This window comes from Actinomycetota bacterium (genome assembly GCA_040754375.1).
GTDB lineage: Bacteria > Actinomycetota > Acidimicrobiia > Acidimicrobiales > AC-14 > JBFMCT01.
This window is the reverse complement of sequence record JBFMCT010000009.1, coordinates 1-20,352: the sequence shown is the minus strand read 5'-3', so window position 1 is coordinate 20,352 and position 20,352 is coordinate 1. Positions and strand designations below refer to the sequence as shown.

Below are 20,352 nucleotides of genomic sequence, written 5' to 3'. Positions count from 1 at the left end.
GGGCCCGCCCCCTGGATTGCTACCGTTGGCCTCTCATGGCCAACAAGAAGAGCCCGCGCCAGCGCGACGCGGCCCGGGCCCGGGAGGCTCGGGAAGCGGCCCTGCGGGCCCGCAAACGCAAGGCGGAGCGCCGCAAGCTGGGCATCGTGGTGTTCACCGCCGTGCTGCTGGTGCTGGGCATCAGCGCCTTCGTCGTGACCGACGGCCCGGGCACCGACGTCGAGTCGACGGGCACCATCCCGACAGGCACCCCGGTCAGCCTGTCCCCCGTCCCGCCCGGGGCCACGGTCGAGGGCAGCACGCCCTGCCCGCCGACCGACGGCACGGCCCTGCGCACCACGGTCTTCTCCCAGGCCCCGCCCATGTGCATCGACCCGGCCAAGCGCTATTCCGCCGAGGTCACCACCTCGAAGGGCCGCCTGACGATCGAGCTCGACGCCCGGGCCGCCCCCGTCACGGTCAACAGCTTCGTGGTGCTGGCCCGCTACAAGTACTTCGACGGCATTCCCTTCCACCGCATCATCCCCGGTTTCGTCGTCCAGGGCGGTGACCAGACGGCCACCGGCCGGGGTGGCCCGGGTTACCAGTTCGAGGACGAGCTGCCCGCGGCTGGGGCCTACGAGGTCGGCTCGGTGGCCATGGCCAACTCGTCGGCACCAGGTACCAACGGCAGCCAGTTCTTCATCGTGACCGGCCCGGCAGGCGTCACCCTTCCCCCCCAGTACTCGCTGTTCGGCAAGGTCTCCGAAGGCATGGAGACGGTGCGGGCCATCGAAGAAGCGGGCACGCCCGGCGGCCAGCCCACCCAGGTCGTGACCATCACGTCCGTAACCATCAAGGAGTCCTGAACCAGTGGCCACCGATTGCCCCGCAGCCGACGGCTCCAGCCCCAAGCAGCAGAAGTTCAAGTCCCCACCGCCCATGTGCATCGACCCGGCCAAGCGCTACACGGCCACCATGGAGACCTCCAAGGGCACGATGACCATCGCCCTCGACCCGGCGGCCGCCCCCCTGACCGTCAACAACTTCGTGGTCCTGGCCCGCTACCACTACTTCGACGGGATCGTCTTCCACCGCATCATCCCCGGGTTCGTGCTCCAGGGGGGCGACCCCGAGGGCAACGGGCGGGGTGGCCCCGGCTACCGGTTCGCGGACGAGCTACCCAAACCGGGCCGCTACGAGGTGGGTTCGCTGGCCATGGCCAACGCCGGCCCCAACACCAACGGCAGCCAGTTCTTCGTCATCAGCGGCCCGGCGGGCGTGCGCCTACCGCCGCAGTACTCCCTGTTCGGCAAGGTGGTCAGCGGGCTCGACGTGGTGGCCGCCATCGACGCCGTCGGCTCCCCCGGCGCCGGCACCCCCAAGGAGCGGGTCACGATCAACTCCGTCACGATCACCGAGACGGACGAGTAGCGCGCCCGTCAGTCGCCGGACCGCAAGGCCAACGTGGTGTTCGCCACCCTGGCCTGCTCGGGCAACGACCCCGCCCCCACCAACTCGGGCCAGCCCAACACGGCGGCCACCAAGACCGGCCAGTGCGGGGCGCTGTAGGGCTGCCCCCGCCCAGCCGTCAGTGAGATAGGGCTCCCAGGCCGGTCTCATGGCCGTCGAGGAACACGACCACCTGGCCGGCCCCCTCGACACTCCACTGGCCGTCGGGCGAACGCAGCAGGGCAGTCTGCTCGTCGACGGCCACCACCGGCAGCCCGGCAGGCGCCAGCTTGATGGTCCGGCGGGCCTTGTCGGGTGACCACGTGTCGTGGTGGGGGATCAGCGCGAGCTGGGCCACGAGCCCCAGGCCCAGGGTGAACGCCCCGCCCCGCGGGTCCACCATGGGGTCGCACAGCACCATGGCGCCTGCCGACGAACCGGCCAGCACGGCGCCGTCGCCCCAGGCCGCCACCAGCGCGTGCCACACGGCCGAGTCCTTGAGCACCGAACGCAGGTGCATGGGCGAACCGCCGGCCAGGTAGAGGAAGCGGGCGGCCCGCACGGCCGCGGCGTTGGCCTCGTCCTCGGCGTCGCGCCGGTTGAGCACCATCAGCCCGGTGGCCTTGGCACCCAGGCCGGCGAAGTAGTCCTCGGCCGTGCGTACCGCCCGGTCGGGGTGCTCGTAGGCCGCGGCCGTGGGCAGCACGACGATCTCGGCGCCACCGCTGGCCTTGATCAGGCCGCGGTCGAACGAACACCCGTCCCGCCACTCGCCCCCGCCCACGAGGGCCAGCCATCCGCTCATATGACCGTCACGGGCGTGAAGGATGGGCTGCGCCGGCCCGGTCCCGCCAATCGGCGCCCGGCCGGGACCAGGTCCGCCCGGCCCAGCGCCACGGGCTAGGTGCCGGCGGGCGAGCGCCAGCGCCTGCGCCGTCGAGCACCACGGCCAGGGCGGCGGCCATGGCCGCCACCTGCTCGGGTGAGGCCGGCCCTCCCCCGACGACCGTGATCTGTGGCCCCCGGCTCACAGGGGCACGTTGCCGTGCTTGCGGCGGGGCCGGTCCTCGCGCTTGGAGCGGAGCATGGCCAGGCCCTTGACCACCATGGCCCGGGTCTGGGCGGGCTCGATCACGTCGTCCACGTAGCCCCGCTCGGCGGCCACGTAGGGGTTGGCGTACTGCTCGGTGTACTTGTCGACGAGCTCGGCCCGCAGCGCCTCGGGGTCGGCGGCGGCGTCGAGCTCGCGCCGGTGCAGGATCTCCACCGCCCCGTGGGGGCCCATGACCGCCAGTTGGGCCGAGGGCCAGGCGTAGGCCAGGTCGGCCCCGATGGACTTGGAGTTCATGACCACGTAGGCCCCGCCGTAGGCCTTGCGGGTCACGACCTGCACGCGGGGGACGGTGGCCTCGCAGAAGGCGTAGAGCAGCTTGGCGCCGTGGCGGATGATGCCGCCGTACTCCTGGTCGGTGCCGGGCAGGAAACCGGGGACGTCGACGAAGGTGACCAGCGGGATGTTGAAGGCGTCGCACGTCCGCACGAAGCGAGCCCCCTTCTCCGACGAGTCGATGTCGAGCACGCCGGCCAGCACCCGGGGCTGGTTGGCGACCACGCCCACGGGGTGGCCGTCGAGGCGGGCGAACCCGCACACCAGGTTGCGGGCCCAGCCAGGGGCGTACTCCACCAGGTCGCCGTCGTCCACCACCGCCCGGACCACGTCGAGCACGTCGTAGGGCTGGTTGGCGGCCACGGGGACGATCTCGACCAGCTCGGGGGCCAGGCGTCCGGGGTGGTCGGTGGGCCGGGACCACGGGGGCGGCTCGCCGCTGTTGGACGGCAGGAACGACAGCACCCGGCGCACGTGGTCGAGGCAGGCCCGGTCGTCGGGAGCGGTGAAGTGGGCCACGCCCGAGCGGGAGGAGTGGGTCACGGCCCCGCCCAGCTCCTGAAGGGTCACGTCCTCGCCGGTGACCGCCTTCACCACGTCGGGGCCGGTGATGAACATGTAGGACGTGTCCTCGACCATGAACACGAAGTCGGTCAGGGCCGGGCTGTAGACGGCGCCGCCCGCGCACGGGCCCATGACCACGCTGATCTGGGGGATCACGCCCGAGGCCGCCGCGTTGCGGTGGAAGATGCCGCCGTAGCCCACCAGGGAGACCACGCCCTCTTGGATGCGGGCCCCGGCCCCGTCGTTGAGCCCGATGCACGGGGCACCAACCTTGGCGGCCATGTCCATGACCTTCTGGACCTTCTCGGCGAACACCTCGCCGAGCGACCCCCCGAAGACCGTGAAGTCCTGGGAGAACAGGAAGACCTGGCGGCCCTCGACCGTTCCCCAGCCGCACACCACGCCGTCGGTGTAGGGCCGGCTGTCGAGGCCCACCCCCTCGGCCCGGTGGCGGGCCAGCATGTCGGTCTCGACGAACGAACCCTCGTCGAGCAGGTAGGCGATCCGCTCGCGGGCGGTCATCTTCCCCCGGGCGTGCTGGCGCTCCACCGCCGAGGCCGAGCCGGCGTTTAGAGCCTCCTGCTTGCGCCGCCGGAGGTCGTCGAGGCGGCCGTCCATCGGCGTCAGGCTACCGGCTGGCCCGGGCCGCTCGTTCGACCAGGCGCGGGCCGTTCACCTGCGCGGCGATGGCGGCCAAGGCGGGGGTGGGGCCCGTCCAGCGCAGCTCGTCCACGTCGGCCAGCACGGGGGCGTCGGCCCGCAGGGTGGCCAGGTCACGGAACAGCAGGGCCAGCTCGCGCTGTTCGGCCAGGGTGGCGGCCAGGCGTTCACGGCCGCGCACGTCGACTCCCTCCCAGCGCAGGGCCAACTCGGGGATGTCCTCGATATGGGGGTAGCGGGCCAGCACGGCGCTGGCCGCCTTCTTGCCCCAGCCGGCCAGGCCCGGGAACCCGTCGGCCGAGTCGCCCACCAGGGCCAGCCAGTCGGGCACCGACTCGGGCCCGATGCCGTAGCGGGCCCGCACACCGTCCTCGTCGGTGGTCACTCCCTGGCGGCGGTCGACCTGTACGACCCGCCGGCCCTGCACGCACTGGGCCAGGTCCTTGTCGGGGGTCATGATCTGCACCTGGTCGACCCGGGGGTCGGCGGCCGCCGCGGCTGCGGCCGCGGCCAGGGCGTCGTCGGCCTCCAGCTCGACCATGGGCCACACCTTGAACCCCAGGGCGGCCAGGCCCTCCTCCAGCAGCCCGAACTGGTCGAGAAGCTCGGGTGGCATGCCCATGCTCGACTTGTAGCCCGGCCACATGTCGTTGCGGAACGACTCGATCACGTGGTCGGTCGCCACCCCCACGTGGGTGGCGCCCTCCTCGACGAGCTGCAGCACGCTGCCCATCACCCCCCTCGTCCCGGCGAAGCGGTCGCCCTCCTCCCGCCCCGCGGCCGCCCCCCCGTAGTGGTGCCGGAACAGCTCGTAGGTGCCGTCGACCAAGTGGACGTCCATGGCATTGCTCCTGCTCAGAGGCGGTTTCGGGTCGCCGACAGCGAGATCGATACGACCAGCCTGTCACAGAGGGCCCCGGACGAAGGCGGCTCCCCGGCCGTTGGCTGACCCGACTTCCCGACCCAACCGGTCGGTCAGGTCGGGGGCGGCTGGACCAGCTCGATCAGGGTGCCGAAGGCAGACGATGGATGGAGAAAGGCCACCGTGGTGCCACGACCGCCGGGACGCGGGACGGCGTCGACGGGCCGGGCCCCGGCGGCCACCGCCGCGGCCAGGGCGGCCGCGCAGTCGTCGACCCGGTAGGCCACGTGGTGGAGACCCTCGCCCCGGCGGTCGAGGAAGCGGGCCACGGTCGAGCCCGGGTGGGTGGGGGTGATGAGCTGCACCCACGACTGGGCCACAGCCAGCATGGCCTCCTCGACGCCGTCGCTCTCGACGACCTCCCGGTGGTCGAGCTCGGCTCCCAGCACCTGGCGGTACCACCCGATGGCGGCGTCGAGGTCGCGCACGGCCACGGCCACGTGGTCGATCTCGGTCAGCACGCCCGGCCCGGCCTGGTCACTGGTGGCCATGATCGTCGCCCTCCCCACCGCCGGCAAGGTGGTGGACCGACCGCCAGCCTCGCGGCCCGACCATCAGCAGGTCGAGCAGGTCGACGCCCCCGGCCGCACACCGGGCCCCCACGCCCCGCAGAGCCGCGACCTCGGGCCTGGGGAGGTAGCTGCCGAGGCGCTCGCGCACGACGCCCAGCACGATGCCCGATACGCCGGCCGGGGCGGCCACTTCGAGGGCGAGGGTCACGAGGCTGGGCACAGCCGCGGCCGTCGCACCGTCGGCCACCACTGACAGCAACAGGCGGTGCGAACTGTCGCACATGAGCATGACCACGGCCGGGCCGGCGGCCGGCGGGGACGAGAGGCGGATGGCGGCCACGGCGCCGGCCGGGCCTTGCAGGACAGGCTCGGACGAGCCCGGCCCGTGGGTGGTGCAGCGGTGCCGCACGGCAATCCTCCTGGGTATGAGAGATCATCCAGGGGGAAGAGATGCCACAGCATATGCCGTGGGTGTGACAACTACCAAGCGCTCGGTCAGCCCTCGAGGTCGCGGCGTCCTTCGAGGGCCCGGCCCAGGGTCAGTTCGTCGGCGTACTCCAGGTCACCGCCCACGGGGAGGCCGCTGGCGATGCGGGTGGCCCGCACGCCTAGGGGCTTGAGCAGCCTGGCCAGGTACATGGCCGTGGCCTCGCCCTCGATGGTGGGGTTGGTGCACAGGATGACCTCGGTGATCCCCTCGGGCTCGATGCGAGCCAGCAGCTCGCGCACCTTGAGCTGCTCGGGCCCGATCCCCTCGATGGGGCTGATGGCGCCTTGGAGAACGTGGTAGCGCCCGCGGAACTCCTGGGTCTTCTCGACAGCAACGACGTCACGAGGCTCCTCGACCACGCACACGATGGTGGTGTCGCGGCGGTCGTCGGCGCAGATACCGCACTCGTCGCCCTCGCACACGTTCCAGCAGCGGCGGCAGAAGCCCACCTTGGCCTTGGCCTCGGCGATGGCGTTGGACAGCCGGGTGGCGTCCTCCACGGGGACCTTCAGGATGTGGAACGCGATGCGCTGGGCCGACTTGGGCCCGACACCCGGGAGGCGTCCCAGCTCGTCGATGAGGACCTGGACGGGCCCGGCGTACACCTCGGGCGCGCCGCGTTCAGCCGAGAAGCCCGGAGCCGCCCGCCAGCGGGCCGAGGTCGATGGTGCCCATGGCCTTCTCGGAAAGCTCGGTGGCCCGGGCCACGGCGTCGCGCACGGCCGCCAGGACAAGGTCCTGGAGCATCTCCACGTCGCCCGGGTCGACCACCGACGGGTCGATGGTGACGTCGAGGAACTCGAGGTTGCCGGTGACCCGCACCTTGACCATGCCCCCGCCCGACTGGCCCTCGACCTCGGCCTCGGCGGCGCTCGCCTTGGCCTGGTCGAACTGCTCCTTCATGGCCTGGGCCTGCTTCAGCAGTGCCCCGAGGTCGGGCATTGCCGGTGTGCCGTCGGTCATCGCTCCTCCTCCACCACCTCGGCGCCCTCGAAGACGTTCAGGATGTGCTCGAGAGGCGAGGGTACCGCCCCGGGCGGAGCATCGGTCAGATCCTCCCAGGCCACGGGCACCTCCTCCTCGGGCTCGGGCCCCGACGGCTCGACCAGCGGCTCCCCCGGGCTCGCGAGCGGGGCCGGTCTCGCCTCGCCGTCGACCACCAGCCGGAGCCGGACGCGCCGCCCGAAGTGGGCGGACAGGGCCTCCTCCACCTCGGCCTGGCACTCCCGGCACCGGTCGAGGTGGAACGGGTCGGGCAAGGCGAACACTGCGACCTCGCCCTCGACACCCGTGAACCGCCCAGCTCGAAAGCGCGCCCGGGCCCGCTGGTTGAGCCCTCCCAGCACCTGGTCACCCCAGGCCAGGGTGAGGTCGTCGCGGTTGGGGAACCCGGCGGCCGCCGGGCCTGCGGTCGAGGCCCCGCCCCCCGCCGGACCTGCGGTCGAGGCGCCGCCCCCTGCCGGGTCCTCCCCGCCACTCCCGGGCCCGGCGGCGGAGCCGGTCTGGCGAGGCGACTGCGCCCTCCCCCTCACCCCGCCCAGTGCCTTGCGCCCGCCAGCAGCACCCACACCAGCGCCAGGGCCGGGCGTCGCTTGGTGTTCGTCGCTGTCGGCCGAGCTCGCGGGCGGCTCGGGGTTCGGCGGGGATGGGTCGGGGCCTGCTGGTGGACCGCCGGGGGCCGGAGCCGCCTGTGTCGCGGCCCCCGCAGCGGGGCGCGGAGGCCGGGCCGTCACTTCGTGCTGGGAGGGTGCCTCGACCGCCCGGCGGGCGGCCGCCCGGGCCTCGGCCGGCCCGGATGGCTTGACCGCCTGGGCGGGGCCGGTCCCCGCGGGCGGGCCGTCGCCGGCGCCCCCGGCACGGCCGGGACCGGGACCGGGGCCGCCTGCCGGCCCGGGGGGGCCCTGGCCACCGGCGTCCGCACCCGCCGGCGGGGGGTGCAGGGAGCCCGGGCGGTGGGTACCCGACATGGCCCGTTCGAGGCGGTCGATCCGTTCCAGCAGGGCCTCGGGTGAGGTGTCGAGCTCGGGCCGGCACAGGCGGACTAGGGCCACCTCCAGCAGGACCCGGGGGTCAGGGGCCTCGCGCATGTCGACCAGTGACTGGCCCAGGGTCTCCATGGCCCGAACGGCGGCCGGTCGCCCCAGCCGGCGGCCCTGGCCCTCGACCCGTTCGAGGTCCTCGTCGGGCAGGCCGACCAGGTTGCGGTCGATGGTGGCCAGGAACGCCTGGCGAAGCTGCTCGAGAACCTCCCGGGCGAGCTGGCGAGGGTCGTGGCCCGAGGCCAGCCGTTCGGCCACGGCCACCAGGGCGGCCGACACGTCACGTTCGCACAGGGCCTCGACGAGATCGTCGGCCCCCGGCCCTTCGTGCTCGATCCCTCCGGCAGCGGCCACCTGGTCGAGGGCCGAGAGGGCGTCGCGGGCTGACCCCGAACCCCGCCGGGCCACCAGGTCGATGGCCTCGGGAGCCACGTCGAGGCCGGCGTCGCCTGCGACCCAGCGCAGGTGGTCGGCCAGCACCTGGGCGGCCAGCAGGCGGAACTCGAAGGGCTGGGTGCGGCTCTGGACGGTCGGCAGCACCTTCTGGGGCTCGGTCGTGGCCAGCACGAAGATGACGTGGGCGGGCGGGCTCTCCAGCGTCTTGAGCAGGGCGTTGGCCGCCTCGGTGGTCAGCATGTGGACCTCGTCGACGATGTAGACCTTCCACCGCCCCGGGGAGGCGAGCGAGACCCGGGCGATGAGGTCGCGCATGGCGTCGATGCCCCGGTTGGACGCCGCGTCCATCTCGTTTACGTCGAGGGACCGGCCCTCGGTGATGGCCACGCACGAGTCGCAGACGTCACACGGTTCGCCGTCGGCCACGTTGGGGCAGTTGAGGGCCTTGGCCAGGATGCGGGCCGTGGAGGTCTTGCCCGTCCCCCGCGGCCCGCTGAACAGGTAGGCGTGGGAAACCCGGCCCTCGCGCACGGCGTTGCGCAGCGTGCGGGTGATGTGGTCCTGGCCCTTGACCTCGGAGAAGCGCTGGGGACGGTAGCGGCGGTAGAGGGACTGGTACGCCACGCCCGCCGACACTACCGGGACAGTGGGACACCGCCGCCGCTCGGTGCAGCGGCCAGGCTGGACTGCGGCACACGGACCGGTCCGCTGAGAGCTGCTGCCTTCCGGCCCTGACTCGGTTCACGGGAGCCCGTTGCGCAGGACCCGGCCGCTGCACCCAACGGCGGGCGGCGTCCTGCCAGCACGATAGCCTGGCGGGGTTCAGGAGGGATGCGGGAGCGGCCGAACCGGCACGCCTGGAGAGCGTGTAGGGGGCAACCCCTCGTGGGTTCAAATCCCACTCCCTCCGCCAGAGTGGCCCGTGGCCGGGGGCCGGTAGCGTGCGGGCATGGGCGACGAGGTCGGTGACGAGGTCGCCATGAAGCTGGCCCTGGCCGAGGCGGCCCTCGCCCCCGGCCACGGCGACGTGCCCGTCGGGGCCGTGGCCCTGGTGGCCGGCGAGGTCGTCGCCAGCCGCCACAACGAGCGGGAACTGCTCGGTGACCCCACGGCCCACGCCGAGCTGCTGGCCCTGCGCGACGCCGCCGCGGTCGCCGGCGGGTGGCGGCTCACGGCCGTGACCCTGGTCGTCACCCTCGAACCGTGCCCCATGTGCGCCGGTGCCCTCGTGGCCGCCCGCCTCGGCCGCCTGGTCTTCGGGGCCTACGACCCCAAGGCCGGAGCCTGTGGCTCGCTCTACAACCTGTGCTCGGACCCCCGCCTCAACCATGAGGTCCCGCTGGTCGGCGGAGTGCTGGCGAACGAGTCCAGTAGCCTCCTGACGACCTTCTTCGCCGCCCGCCGCAGGCAGTAGCCTGGGCCCTGGTTCGGAGGGATGCGAGAGCGGCCGAATCGGACGGTCTCGAAAACCGTTGTGGGTACTGCCCACCGTGGGTTCGAATCCCACTCCCTCCGCTGATCTTGAGCCCGACACCGCAGGTCAGACAGGGTGCGGGCCGGTGCCCATACCGGCCCGAAACCGACCGCCCCTGAACCCGATTTTGGGGTGCGGATGGGGTGCGGATCGGCCCGCTCCGGGCGTCCGAGACCGCCACGCACCGTGGTCGCGGGGCCTTCCAGGCGGCGTGGGCCGTACGATGGGGACCGTGAGCGACGCTGCACATGACGCCGGTGACGCGCCCCTTGGGGTCGCCTCGCTGCCGGACGACCTCACCGAGGAGCAGCTCGCGGCGATCCCGGTTTTGGAGTCGGTCGACTCGCTCGTGATTGAGGAGCTGTCCGACGCCGAGGCTGACGCGTTCGCCGCCGCAACGCGCGCCCGGGGGTGGCTCAAACCCCGGGACCGCGGGTGACGCACCCGCTGGAGACCGACTACCTGGTCGTGGGGGCGGGGGCTATGGGCATGGCCTTCACCGACGCCCTGATCGACCACGCCGACGCCCACGTCACGCTCGTCGACCGCCGTCACGGGGCCGGCGGCCACTGGCTCGACGCCTACCCGTTCGTCCAGCTGCACCAGGCGTCGGTGTTCTACGGGGTCGCATCGACCGCCCTGGGCAGCGGCGCCCTCCAGCTGACCGGGCCGGAGAAGGGGCTCGGCGAGCGGGCCCGCAGGTCCGAGGTCCTGGCGTACTTCGACGAGGTCCTGCACCGCCGCTTCGTGGGCACGGGACGGGTCACCTTCCTCGGGGCCAGCGATTACCGCCGGGAGGGCTCGGCCCACCGGGTGACCTCGCTGGTCTCGGGGGAGAGCGTGGACGTCAAGGTGCGCCGCCGGGTCGTGGACGCCACCTACCTGTCCCCGCGGGTCCCGGCTACGACGCCCGCGCCGTTCGAGGTGGCCGACGGGGTCGACGTGGTCCCGGTCAACCGGTTGGCCACGCTGACGGCCAGTCCCACTCGCTTCGTGATCGTCGGTTCGGGCAAGACGGCCACCGACGCGATCGTGTGGCTGCTAGTCAACGGCGTGGGCCCCGACCGGATCGTGTGGGTGCGCCCACGGGACCCGTGGATGCTCAACCGGGCCGTGGTGCAACCCGACCCGGTCGTGGGCCTCGGGCTGGTGGGCGAGACGATGGAGGCGGCCGCGGCGTCCACGTCGCTCGACGACCTGTTCCTGCGCCTCGAAGCTGCGGGTGTGATGCTCCGGGTCGACCCCGGCGTGCTGCCCACCATGGCCAAGACCCCGACCCTCGGCCAATGGGAGCTCGACCTGCTGCGCACGGTCGAGGATGTCGTGCGTCTCGGGCGGGTGCGGCGCGTGAACCGTGACGAGGTCGTGCTCGACCGGGGATCGTTCGCGCTCAGTCCCGGCTCGCTCGTCGTTCACTGCGCGGCCTCCGGGCTGAGCTACCCGCCGCTGGTCCCCATCTGGGGCGCCGACGACATCAAGCTCCAGACGGTCCGGGCCGGCTTCCCGTGCTTCGGGGCGGCGCTGATCGGCTACGTCGAAGCCACCCGTGACGACGACCGTGAGCGCAACCGCCTGTGCCCGCCCAACGCCCTTCCCGACAGCCCGGGGAGCTGGGCGCGGATGATCGTTCGGGGGACCATGGCGTCGCGCGCCCAGTCCGCCGAACCCGACATCGCCGCTTGGGCCAACGGCTGCCTCCTCAACCCGACCCGCATCGACCCCTCCCGGCGTGACGACCCCGACGTGAGGGCGGCCACCGACCGGCTGGCCGAGACCGTCGAGCAGGGCCTCGTCAACCTGGTACGGCTGGCCTACGAGGCCGAGAAAGCGGCTCGGTCCGCCCGCCCCGGCCCTTCCGGGTAGGCGGCAACCGGCCGCTCAGCGGGTCAGTAGCAGGGTCAGAGCCACGCCTCGAAGCTGACCAGGATCTCGTCCTTCCAGTTGCGGCCCGTGATGCGCACGCGCACCCGGTCGCCCCCGTCGTCGTCGATTTCCAGCACGCCGAACTGCCCCGCCCCCGGGAAGGCACCATGGCTGTAGGGCCCGCCCTTCAGGCTGCCGGGGCGGTCGAGTGCTCCTCCATGGGCGACCGGGAAGCCGGAGGCCCCACTGGAGGCGTAGCCGCTGTTGGTGCCGTCGTCGATCGCCACCATGTGGGCGTCGCCGCTCAGCATCAGCAGCCTGATGCCATTTCGGTCGATGAAGTCGGCCACCCGCCGACGTTCCTGATCGAAGCCCGCCCACGAGTCCGCGGCCGGGTTCGCCTCGGCGATCCACGGTGTCGGGCTCACCCAGATGGCGAGCTGGCCGGCGTCACGGGCGGCGAGAAGCTCTTCTTCGAACCACGCCAGCTGGTCTTCGCCGAGTATCGTCCCGCTACCGTCTAGAGCGGGTCTGCGGTATGAACGCGTGTCTGTGAGGATGAAGCGGGCACGGCCTATCACGAAGGATTGCTGGATACCGTCACCACTAGCCAGCACGCCGTGGGGAACATAGGAGCGGTAGGCCGCCTGGGCCATCGGGCGGGCCGGGGAGGACGCATCTGCGTCGTTCCCGCCGTAGTCGTGGTCATCCCATACGTAGGCGATGGGTGCCTTCAGGTACAGGGCCTGCTGGGCCGGCGCACTCAGGGTACGGTCGAGCACGGCCCGAAGCCGCTCACCGTCGGGTTCTGCCACGTTCCCGTAGTGGAAGTCGCCTGTGATGAGGTAGAGCAGCGGGTCGACCCCAGCGATCGCGTCGAAAACGAGGCCGTTCGACCCGGTGCGGGCGCAGGCGCCGAAAGCCACCGTGAACGAGAAGGGACCCTCTCCGGGAGTCCTCACGCGGCCCAAGAATGAACGGTCGAGCACTCCGTTGACGGCCACCCCGTAGTAGTACGACGTGGCTGGGGCCAAGCCGCCGACGACGGCTGTGACCACCCGAGGATCGCTCGGGTCCGACCCCCTAGTGGGGACGAGTCGGGCGGCTTCCCCGTCGGGCGATGCCGATATCCAGACTTCGGCGGGACCGGGCCTGCTGAGCTTGGCCGTAACAGTGACGCCATCGGCGCTCAGCCCACCCGCCCACACCCACGAAAGCGTGTCCGAGCGGATGGCGACCAGGGGCGACTGGGGGTGGGCCGGGCCGAAGTAGTGGTCGTAGATGGCTGACGCGCCGGCCCAGGTCCCTCCGGTGAGAACCGCAGCAGCTGCGGCTGCGGCAACCAATGAGCGAAGAGGTTGCCCGTGCTGCCAGGCGACCCAGAAGAGCAGGGCAGGGGTGACGAAGGCCAAGGCCACCAGAAGGGCCGCCGCCGGCTGGTACTGCAAGGAGGCGAACAGCGCCATGGCGGTGCCGGTAGCAGCCAGCATGACCGCTCCCACGGCCTCCCACCTCCAGGCCACGGCAGCCGCCACGGCCGACAACAGGAGCAGGATGATCTGGACCAGGTCGTCGATGCCACCGTCGGAAAGTGCCCCCTCGGGGGCGCGCGGCAGTCCCACGCTGACCGAAAGGGCAGCTACGGCCACCACGGCCACCACGGCCAACCCCCGGGCCAGTACGCGGGCGCGCCCCGCGACCACCTCGGGGAGCAGCAGCAGCGGTCGGTAACCGCTGTGGTGCGCCGGCCGCGGGTGGATGATCAGCATCGCAATCAGCGCGACGAGGGTGGCGATCAAGGCACCACCAATCACATCGGAGGGCCAGTGGGCGGCGAAGCTCACCCGTGCCCAGCTCGTACCGGCCGCCCCGGCCCCAAGCGTCAAGCCGGTCACCGCCGTCAGCCACCTATGGCGGCTGACCTCGTGGACCGCCAGGGTGACGAAGACGGCCAGGAGGACCGCCTGGATGGTATGGCCGCTTGGGTACGACGACAGCGCCGTGCCCACGACCGGGCTGATCGGCCGGGGCCTGTCCACCACCCCCTTGAGCAGGACGTTGACCACGATGCCGGCCAGGACCGCGGCTGGGTAGGCGGCCGCCAGCCGGGGGGCGCGGCGCCCGAGCACGACAACCGTGATCAAGCTGGTCACCACCGCTACGCCGGTGCGCCCCAGGTCGTCGGCTCGAGTGAGCAGATGGACAGGACCGGTATCACGGACCCGATCGGCGAGGGTCACGTCAGCGCGGTGCACGACGGGGTTTCCCATGGCGACGGCGAGCGTGAGAACGACGCTGGCCGCGGCGACGGCCAGCAGGAGGACCGACGCGGTCCCGTGCCAGCGGGCACCCCACGCGTGGTGGGCGGGATGGTGGTCCGCTCCGTTGCGCACCACCGCGCTCACCTGCACCACCCGGCGGGCGGCCGGAGCGAGCGGACGCCGGCCCAAGGCGGAGAGCCCGAACACGAAACCGGCCGTCCCTACGACGACCACCAGCAACAGGGCGACGGCGAGGATCCAGGCGATCTCGGAGATGTAGCCCCCTGGGCGCAGGTAGTTGAACGTTGCTCCGGGGAGTACGTAAACGGCGAACCCGAGGAAGACGGCACCCACGACGGCGAGCAGCGTCCGGGTGGCCCGGGAGCCGTCCGGTGCGATGGCTGCCTCTTCGCCGCCCAGCACCTCGTCGGCCACGAGGCGGGCCTGGGCCCGGACCAGGGCCTGGCGTCGGTGCCGGCCGAGGACGCGGCCCGTCCATTCCCGGGCCAGCACGAGCAGCGAGTACAAGAGCCCGGCCCCCATCACGGCGGGGACAAACACGTGCAGGGCCTCCTGCTCCGCCTCCGTCCTCGCTCGGGCCGCCAGCGCGCCCCGGCTGTGGCCGTCGGCCGGGGCCCCCTCCACAGGCGGTGGCCCGGCTGGGGCCGGCCCGGCCACGCTCGGCCCGGCCACGCTCGGCCCGGCTACGCTCGGCCCTGCCGCGGGGCCCGTTCCCTGGTCCACCCCATCCTGTTGGCCACCGGAGGGAGCATCGTCGATCACTACGACCTCGCCGCTGCTGCCGTCGACGCTCACCGTGGGGTGCCCCCCGCTGATTCGCTCGACGATGCCGGTGACGTTGACCACCGCCGGCAGGCCCAGTTCCCGGGCGACCACCGCGGCGTGGGACAGCGGTCCTCCCTGTTCCACCACGAGTGCTCCGGCCGTGAGGAACAGGGGGCCCCACGACGGGTCGGTCGTATGGGCGACCAGGATCTCGCCGGGCTCGAGCTGGCCGTCGGCACTAGTCACGACCCGCGCCGGGCCCTCGTAGCTCCCCGCACTTGCCGCCCAACCCTGGAAGTGATCACCGGCGGGGGCCGGGGCGGGGGCGACCGGGGGCCGGCCCACGAACCGGGCGGGCAGCGGCAACGCGGCCGCATGGCCAAAGCGCCGGTGCCGACGGAGCAACTCAGCCCGCGAGGGCCCGTGCCCGGACATGGCCGCGGACAGTTCGGCCGTCCCGAGGTAATCGATCTCGGCTGCCTCGGCGATGCCACCCCTCTCCGCCAGGCGCCGGCCGATCTCCAGGTGGACACGACGGATCTCTCCGCCCATGCTCAAGAGCGCGGACTTGAGTGCCTCCCGCTCCCGGAGCAGGTCGCGCGCATCGTCGACGTGGCGGCGCAGGAGCAGGCCCTGGGTGTCGACGAGGACTCCGGTAAGGACGTTCAACCTCTGCCAGCGGGGCGTGGCCGACAGGAGGTCCTCGGCGGCGCGGGCGTCCAAAGCCCCGTCGGGAGCCCCGGGGTGCCGGGCCGTGGCCGCCCGCACCGCGCGCCAGGCCAAGTCCGGCTCCTCGACCCAGGAGGGACCGCCCATGACCGACCGCGACCCAGCGGCCCGGATCGTCTCTTCGAACCGCGACCGGAACCGCTTGGCCGACTCGCCATCTGCGGCCAGGATGGTCCAGGCCTCACTCCATCGGTGCGCCGCCATGGCTCGGCGGCCCGTAAGCGTGCGCTGAGCCTCAGCAGCCAGCTCCATCCACCGGCGCAGCACCACCGGCGCGTCGGTCCCCTGCGTCAGCCGAGCGGCCAGACCCGACGCTTCCTCGCTCCCCACGTACGGAGCCAGGAAGGCCTCCAAGCGATCGTAAGCTGCTACCGCGCATGCGGCCACGGCCACCTCGGCTCTCGTCCCCCGGGCCAAGATGTCAGCGAGGCGGGCTCGGTAGCCCAGCAGGGCAGAGTCGGAGAGCGAACCGAGGTGCCGGCCGTGGCCGACGATCTCGATGGTTGCCAGCCGGAACACTTCTCCGGCGCCCCGCGCCTGGTGACGAAGGCGAGCCACCCGCCAGTCGTGGGCCAGGCGTCGCAACAACCGGGCCCGACGAGCGTCACTCCCTGTCCCCGCCTCGGCCCCGGTCTCGGGCTCCCCGTCGCCTCCAAAGAGGCTCCGCTCCACGGCACCGGCGCTGGCTCCTGGGATGACCGCGGCTGCCCGGCGAAGAAGCCCCAAGTCGAGGGCGGCCTGCGCCCGGACACGGGCCAGGGCGTGAAGGTCGCCACCGGACGAGGGGAGGGCCGAGAGGTCGGCGAGCAAGCAGAGAAAGGCCTCGTCGATGGCCCGGCCGGCCGTGTCCCAAACGAGCGGCGCCAGCAGCCCCGGGAGCGCCTCGGCGATCCCAGTGGTCGTGTAGTCGGCCGCTGGGCTCCAGCGGTCGAACCCGTCGTCGTCAGGCGGGCCGGCGACGGTGATGGGCCGGGACTGGACCACATAGACGGCGGTGCCGTCCCAAGCCCACTCGACATCCTGGGGGCAGCCGAAGGCCGTCTCGGCGTCGAGGGCCAGGCGCGCCACGGCCGCCACCAAGGGTGAGCCCCCTCGGTCAGGGTCGGCACGGGGGACGACGAAGGCCTCCGGCGTGACCTCTCCGCCCACCAACTTGTCAGCGAAGCCCGCGACCGCCTCGACCCGCACGTCGCTTTCGTCGCCCGCGGGGTCGACTGTGAAGGCCACCCCGGCCCGCAGGGGTCGCACCAGTTCCATGAGGATCACGGCCATAGCCGCCTCCTCGTCGCCCAACCCCTGCTCGAGCCGGTAGCGCCGAGCCGCCGGGTGCCAGAGAGAGGCCCACGTCAGGCGCAGGGCCTGCAGGACTGCCGCTGGTCCCACTACGTCGAGGAACGAACGGTATTGACCCGCGAACGAGGCACCACGAAGGTCCTCGGCGCTGGCCGACGAACGAACCGCCAGGGCCCCGCCGGACCCGGCGATGGTCTCAGCCGCCCGGACCACCCCTTCGGTCAGGTCGTCGGGCAGTACGAGGGCGGCGAAGGCGGCGTCGACCTGGGCCCGCTGGCCCTCTTCGTCGGTGTCGGTCGGTGGGAGGTGCACCAGCCACTGCTTCAGGGGCCCCGACACGGCACGCCGGTAGGCGTCGGCGGTGACGACCGCCAGGCGCGGGACCGGGAACCCCAGGGCGACCAGTCGCCACAGCGACCCCGCCTTACCGCCAAGGACGGCCGGGTCGACCTGGTCGCCAGGGAGGACTACGAGTGGGGCATCGGACGGCGAAGTCGTCACCCGTTATCCCCGCGCAGGCTGGCCCGGTACTCGGCGATGCTCCGCTCGGCTATCGCCGCGGGCGGCTCTCCGGTCAGCGCGGAACGAGCTTCCAGCCAGGCCGCCAGATCAGGCCGGACCGGGACCGGTCGCCGGCCGAACTGGAGGCGTACCAGCAACGCAAGCTGCAGCGCGGCCACGAGAAGGAAGACGACGAGGAGGTCGGCGTTGTCGCCCCTGACCGCGTCGACACCGCCCGCAAGGGCGACCGCCACCGTCCCGATGACAACCACCCGTCCCGAAAGCGAACCGAGCATCGAGAGCCACCTCCTCTGCTCTCGAATGATCCAGTCCTCGCAGGGCGGTGAGAAGAGGCGAAGGTCCCATTAGGTACGGCCTGAGACCGCGGTGGACGGCAGCACGAGGGCCGGCGTCGTGGGGTAGGTCCGCCGTGGACAGCCGCGACGGCGGGTCAGAGCCGGGCGTGGACTGTCTGAGCCATGCCTGAGGCGGCGTTGCGCAGGCTGGCCTGGTCTCGCTCGCCGGAGAGGAACACGAGCACGACGGCGTTGTCCCAGCACGCCAGGAAGTTGCCCTGGAGCAGCACCGAGATCGGCTGCCAGACCCATACGGCCGAGTTACCGACCCCGCTCACGGAGTCGGCGGTAGCTTCGGAGGGGAGGCTGTTGCGCTGGGTCGTGCACTCGTCGGCCGCCCGCCCGGGCGCGGGAGCGACCACCGTCAGCGTGGCGCTCGTGCCCCGGTCGACGGTCGTGCCCCAAAAACACGACCGGCCGGCCTCCTGACCAGCGGTCACGCCGTTGCCCAGCAGGCGGGCCACCTCCTCGCGGCTCAGGTGCTCGCAGGCGGGCCGGCTGATGTTGCCCGTGCCCGTCGCGGGCAGGGTGCTCACGGGGGCCACGGTCGAGACTGGCCCCCCGCCGGGGCCGCTGGCCAGCTCGGCGCCGCCGCCACTGCCGCCCCCGCACGCGGCCAAGACGAGGGCGACCACCCCGGTGGCCACTGCCTGCATGCCAGCCCGTCTCAACCGTTGCCCGGCCCGCACCATCCCCGAAGGCTAGGCCACCTCCGGGCCCAGCCGGGACCGCCCCCGCCCATCCCCGGACAACTACCCTGGCCGCTTGCGATGCGTGGGCGGGAGGTCTGTGGTGGATGAGCCCCCGGCTCGGGCCCAGCGAGCGCCGGCCAGCCGGGGGCGCCGGCCCCGAGGCGGCTGAGCCTCGTTGCCACGTTTCGTCCGGGCGTGGGCGCTGGTGGCGTACGTCGTGCTGGCCGCCTGCGGGGGCGGGGGCGCTGGCGACGGCGCCCTGCCGGGGGCCGCGGACGGGCGCGACGGCGTGCGGGTGGCGGTCACCGAGGACATCTGGCCACTCACCGGCCAGGGCCCGGCGTCCAAGGCCTTCGCCGCCGGAGACCTCAGCGTGGGCGTGTACGAACCCCTGCTGCGCCTCGGGACCGACTTCACCGTCCAGCCCGGGCTGGCCGAGCGCTGGGAGATGGTCGGGGACCAGACGTGGAGGTTCCACCTGCGCCGGGGCGTGTCCTTCCACGACGGTCGCCCGTTCACCGCTGACGACGTGGTCTGGTCGTGGACGGGCCGCCAGTTCCTCTCGGCGGCCGTGACCGGCGTCCTCGACCGCATCGACAAGCTCGACGACCACACCGTCGACTTCGTCCTGAACAGCCCCAACCTCCGCCTGCCCGAACAGCTCGTGCACCCCGAGGGCCCGATCGTCCCCAACGGCAGCCACAACGACTCGACTCCTCCGGCGGGCACCGGGCCCTTCAAGGTCGTCGATTACCGGCCCCGCCAGCGGGTGGTGGTCGAACGCCACGACGGCTACTGGGGCGAGAAGGCCCGGCTGGAACAGGTGACCTTCGTGTTCATGCCCGACCCGGCCGAGCGGGTCGAGGCCCTGCTGGCCGGCGAGGTCGACGTGGCCGCCAACGTGCCGTGGGCGTCGGTCGCCGCCATCGAGGCCAGCGGTCGGGCCACCGTCGCCCGGGCCCCCGCCGGGGCCACCCAGGTCCTGTCGTTCACGACAGCCGGTGCGCTGCCTGACCGCGAGGTCCGCCAAGCGGTGGCCCTGGCCGTGGACCGGTCGGCCTACATCACGGCCGTGCTCGGGGGCAACGGCGAACCGGCCCGGTCCCTGAGCCCGCCCGCCGTGCTCGGGACGGCCGCCTCCCAGCTGGCGGTTGTGGGCTTCGACCCGGCGGCCGCCCGGCGCACCCTCGACGATGCCGGCTGGCGGGCCGGCCCCGACGGCGTGCGGGCCAAGGACGGCAGGCGCCTGACCCTCGCCCTGGTCGCCGGGCCCGCCCTTCCCGAGGAAGGGCTGAGAGCCATCCAGGGCCAGCTCCGGGAGGTGGGCATCGAGGTGGCCACCCGCCACGGCGCCGACATCACCACCCACCAAGAGTTCCGCCAACGGGGCTACGACCTCGAACTGGCCATGCCCAACCAGAACGACGCCAACCCGTTCTTCCTCTTGGCGGGACGGGCGGCCGGCGGCCACGCCGACGTCGCCCGTACGGCCGACAGCCGCCAGGGCGTGCAGCAGGTGGCGGTGGCGGCCACCCACACCCAGGTCGTCGACGAACTGCTCGTGGTCCCGCTGGCCCACGTGCCCCGCCTCTACGGCCTACGCCCCGGCATGCACCTGGCCGACCTGCACCCCTCGGCCATCAACCAGTCCTGGGCCGCCCTGACCGCCTCCCGCTAGAGCCCGGCCGGGCCGGCCCGGAGCCGACCGGCGCCGAGGCCGAAGGCGAATGGGCCGATCGGGCCATTTCCCCTCGAATCGGTCAAGGTCGTCACCTACGACTACGCGGGGGCGGCGACCCCCTCACCACCTCGGCCTCCGAAGCGGGGCTGGGCCCGCTCACGACGAAGGTGGACCTGGGCGGGCGCCCGGTGTCCTACACCGACGTCTGGGGCTGGACCACCACCCGGTCCTACGACCAGGCCGGCCGGCCCACGGCTGCCCACGGCCCCCGGGGGGCCACGGCCGTCGTCTACGGGGCGGCCACCGGGGCCGTCG

19 protein-coding genes, 2 tRNA genes and 1 other RNA gene are annotated in these 20,352 nt (G+C 72.8%); 9 read left to right on the top strand and 13 right to left on the bottom strand.

Features of this window, described 5'->3' with window-relative positions:
* Positions 1-35: 35 nt before the first annotated feature.
* On the top strand, positions 36-848 hold the full coding sequence (locus tag AB1673_05920; GenBank protein ID MEW6153510.1) for a peptidylprolyl isomerase: 813 nt from the start codon (positions 36-38) through the stop codon (positions 846-848).
* 4 nt (positions 849-852) lie between these two features.
* Positions 853-1,413, top strand: a complete 561-nt coding sequence (locus tag AB1673_05915; protein ID MEW6153509.1) for a peptidylprolyl isomerase — start codon at positions 853-855, stop codon at positions 1,411-1,413.
* A 157-nt stretch (positions 1,414-1,570) separates the two neighbouring features.
* Here the strand turns inward: AB1673_05915 and AB1673_05910 are convergent, their stop codons facing one another.
* The 10 genes from AB1673_05910 to ffs form a co-directional block, all read right to left on the bottom strand.
* Positions 1,571-2,236, bottom strand: coding sequence for a Type 1 glutamine amidotransferase-like domain-containing protein (locus tag AB1673_05910; protein ID MEW6153508.1), 666 nt, complete (start codon positions 2,234-2,236; stop codon positions 1,571-1,573).
* A 7-nt stretch (positions 2,237-2,243) separates the two neighbouring features.
* The gene (locus tag AB1673_05905) at positions 2,244-2,462 is read right to left on the bottom strand and encodes a hypothetical protein (GenBank protein MEW6153507.1); all 219 of its coding nucleotides are present in this window, start codon (positions 2,460-2,462) and stop codon (positions 2,244-2,246) included.
* Entirely contained in the window at positions 2,459-4,000 is a 1,542-nt protein-coding gene (locus AB1673_05900; protein ID MEW6153506.1) for an acyl-CoA carboxylase subunit beta, read from the bottom strand. The genes AB1673_05905 and AB1673_05900 overlap by 4 nt, the downstream gene beginning before the upstream one ends.
* 10 nt (positions 4,001-4,010) lie before the next feature.
* Positions 4,011-4,883, bottom strand: a complete 873-nt coding sequence (locus AB1673_05895) for a 5'-3' exonuclease H3TH domain-containing protein (protein MEW6153505.1) — start codon at positions 4,881-4,883, stop codon at positions 4,011-4,013.
* Between the two features lie 134 nt (positions 4,884-5,017).
* Positions 5,018-5,455: a methylmalonyl-CoA epimerase gene (gene mce / locus AB1673_05890; protein MEW6153504.1), complete on the bottom strand. Its 438-nt coding sequence runs from the start codon at positions 5,453-5,455 to the stop codon at positions 5,018-5,020.
* A complete protein-coding gene (locus tag AB1673_05885) occupies positions 5,442-5,885 on the bottom strand; it encodes a hypothetical protein (protein ID MEW6153503.1) in 444 nt (147 codons plus the stop codon). The genes mce and AB1673_05885 overlap by 14 nt, the downstream gene beginning before the upstream one ends.
* Positions 5,886-5,971: 86 nt before the next feature.
* On the bottom strand, positions 5,972-6,571 hold the full coding sequence (gene recR, locus AB1673_05880; protein MEW6153502.1) for a recombination mediator RecR: 600 nt from the start codon (positions 6,569-6,571) through the stop codon (positions 5,972-5,974).
* A gap of 16 nt (positions 6,572-6,587) precedes the next feature.
* Entirely contained in the window at positions 6,588-6,929 is a 342-nt protein-coding gene (locus AB1673_05875; GenBank protein MEW6153501.1) for a YbaB/EbfC family nucleoid-associated protein, read from the bottom strand.
* Entirely contained in the window at positions 6,926-9,025 is a 2,100-nt protein-coding gene (gene dnaX / locus AB1673_05870; protein MEW6153500.1) for a DNA polymerase III subunit gamma/tau, read from the bottom strand. The genes AB1673_05875 and dnaX overlap by 4 nt, the downstream gene beginning before the upstream one ends.
* A 47-nt stretch (positions 9,026-9,072) precedes the next feature.
* An RNA gene (ffs, locus tag AB1673_05865) (signal recognition particle sRNA small type) lies at positions 9,073-9,172 on the bottom strand.
* A 54-nt stretch (positions 9,173-9,226) separates the two neighbouring features.
* On the opposite strand from ffs, the gene AB1673_05860 reads away from it, so the two are divergent.
* The 5 genes from AB1673_05860 (at position 9,227) to AB1673_05840 (ending at position 11,738) form a co-directional block, all read left to right on the top strand.
* Positions 9,227-9,314: transfer RNA gene (locus AB1673_05860), tRNA-Ser, on the top strand.
* A 36-nt stretch (positions 9,315-9,350) separates the two neighbouring features.
* Positions 9,351-9,815, top strand: coding sequence for a tRNA adenosine(34) deaminase TadA (gene tadA / locus AB1673_05855; GenBank protein ID MEW6153499.1), 465 nt, complete (start codon positions 9,351-9,353; stop codon positions 9,813-9,815).
* Between the two features lie 15 nt (positions 9,816-9,830).
* Positions 9,831-9,916: transfer RNA gene (locus tag AB1673_05850), tRNA-Ser, on the top strand.
* A 191-nt stretch (positions 9,917-10,107) separates the two neighbouring features.
* Positions 10,108-10,314: a hypothetical protein gene (locus AB1673_05845; protein MEW6153498.1), complete on the top strand. Its 207-nt coding sequence runs from the start codon at positions 10,108-10,110 to the stop codon at positions 10,312-10,314.
* On the top strand, positions 10,311-11,738 hold the full coding sequence (locus AB1673_05840) for an NAD(P)-binding protein (protein MEW6153497.1): 1,428 nt from the start codon (positions 10,311-10,313) through the stop codon (positions 11,736-11,738). The genes AB1673_05845 and AB1673_05840 overlap by 4 nt, the downstream gene beginning before the upstream one ends.
* Before the next feature lie 35 nt (positions 11,739-11,773).
* Here the strand turns inward: AB1673_05840 and AB1673_05835 are convergent, their stop codons facing one another.
* From AB1673_05835 to AB1673_05825, 3 genes are all read right to left on the bottom strand, one after another.
* Complete coding sequence (locus AB1673_05835; GenBank protein ID MEW6153496.1) at positions 11,774-17,308, bottom strand: PEP/pyruvate-binding domain-containing protein; 5,535 nt, start codon at positions 17,306-17,308, stop codon at positions 11,774-11,776.
* The gene (locus AB1673_05830; GenBank protein MEW6153495.1) at positions 17,305-17,604 is read right to left on the bottom strand and encodes a hypothetical protein; all 300 of its coding nucleotides are present in this window, start codon (positions 17,602-17,604) and stop codon (positions 17,305-17,307) included. The genes AB1673_05835 and AB1673_05830 overlap by 4 nt, the downstream gene beginning before the upstream one ends.
* Before the next feature lie 155 nt (positions 17,605-17,759).
* Positions 17,760-18,320, bottom strand: coding sequence for a hypothetical protein (locus tag AB1673_05825; GenBank protein ID MEW6153494.1), 561 nt, complete (start codon positions 18,318-18,320; stop codon positions 17,760-17,762).
* A 211-nt stretch (positions 18,321-18,531) separates the two neighbouring features.
* Between AB1673_05825 and AB1673_05820 the strand changes: the two genes are divergently transcribed.
* The gene (locus AB1673_05820; protein MEW6153493.1) at positions 18,532-20,034 is read left to right on the top strand and encodes an ABC transporter substrate-binding protein; all 1,503 of its coding nucleotides are present in this window, start codon (positions 18,532-18,534) and stop codon (positions 20,032-20,034) included.
* A gap of 170 nt (positions 20,035-20,204) precedes the next feature.
* Positions 20,205-20,352, top strand: a 148-nt coding sequence (locus AB1673_05815) for an RHS repeat domain-containing protein (protein ID MEW6153492.1), incomplete at its 3' end; no start/stop codon positions are given.

Excerpts from the sequence above, each read along its gene's own strand:
- mce (MEW6153504.1), bottom strand. The coding sequence starts at position 5,455 with ATGGCCACCAGTGACCAGGCCGGGCCGGGCGTGCTGACCGAGATCGAC.
- tadA (MEW6153499.1), top strand. The coding sequence starts at position 9,351 with ATGGGCGACGAGGTCGGTGACGAGGTCGCCATGAAGCTGGCCCTGGCC.
- AB1673_05825 (MEW6153494.1), bottom strand. The coding sequence starts at position 18,320 with ATGCAGGCAGTGGCCACCGGGGTGGTCGCCCTCGTCTTGGCCGCGTGC.
- AB1673_05830 (MEW6153495.1), bottom strand. The coding sequence starts at position 17,604 with ATGCTCGGTTCGCTTTCGGGACGGGTGGTTGTCATCGGGACGGTGGCG.
- AB1673_05875 (MEW6153501.1), bottom strand. The coding sequence starts at position 6,929 with ATGACCGACGGCACACCGGCAATGCCCGACCTCGGGGCACTGCTGAAG.
- AB1673_05920 (MEW6153510.1), top strand. The coding sequence starts at position 36 with ATGGCCAACAAGAAGAGCCCGCGCCAGCGCGACGCGGCCCGGGCCCGG.
- AB1673_05910 (MEW6153508.1), bottom strand. The coding sequence starts at position 2,236 with ATGAGCGGATGGCTGGCCCTCGTGGGCGGGGGCGAGTGGCGGGACGGG.
- AB1673_05895 (MEW6153505.1), bottom strand. The coding sequence starts at position 4,883 with ATGGACGTCCACTTGGTCGACGGCACCTACGAGCTGTTCCGGCACCAC.
- AB1673_05900 (MEW6153506.1), bottom strand. The coding sequence starts at position 4,000 with ATGGACGGCCGCCTCGACGACCTCCGGCGGCGCAAGCAGGAGGCTCTA.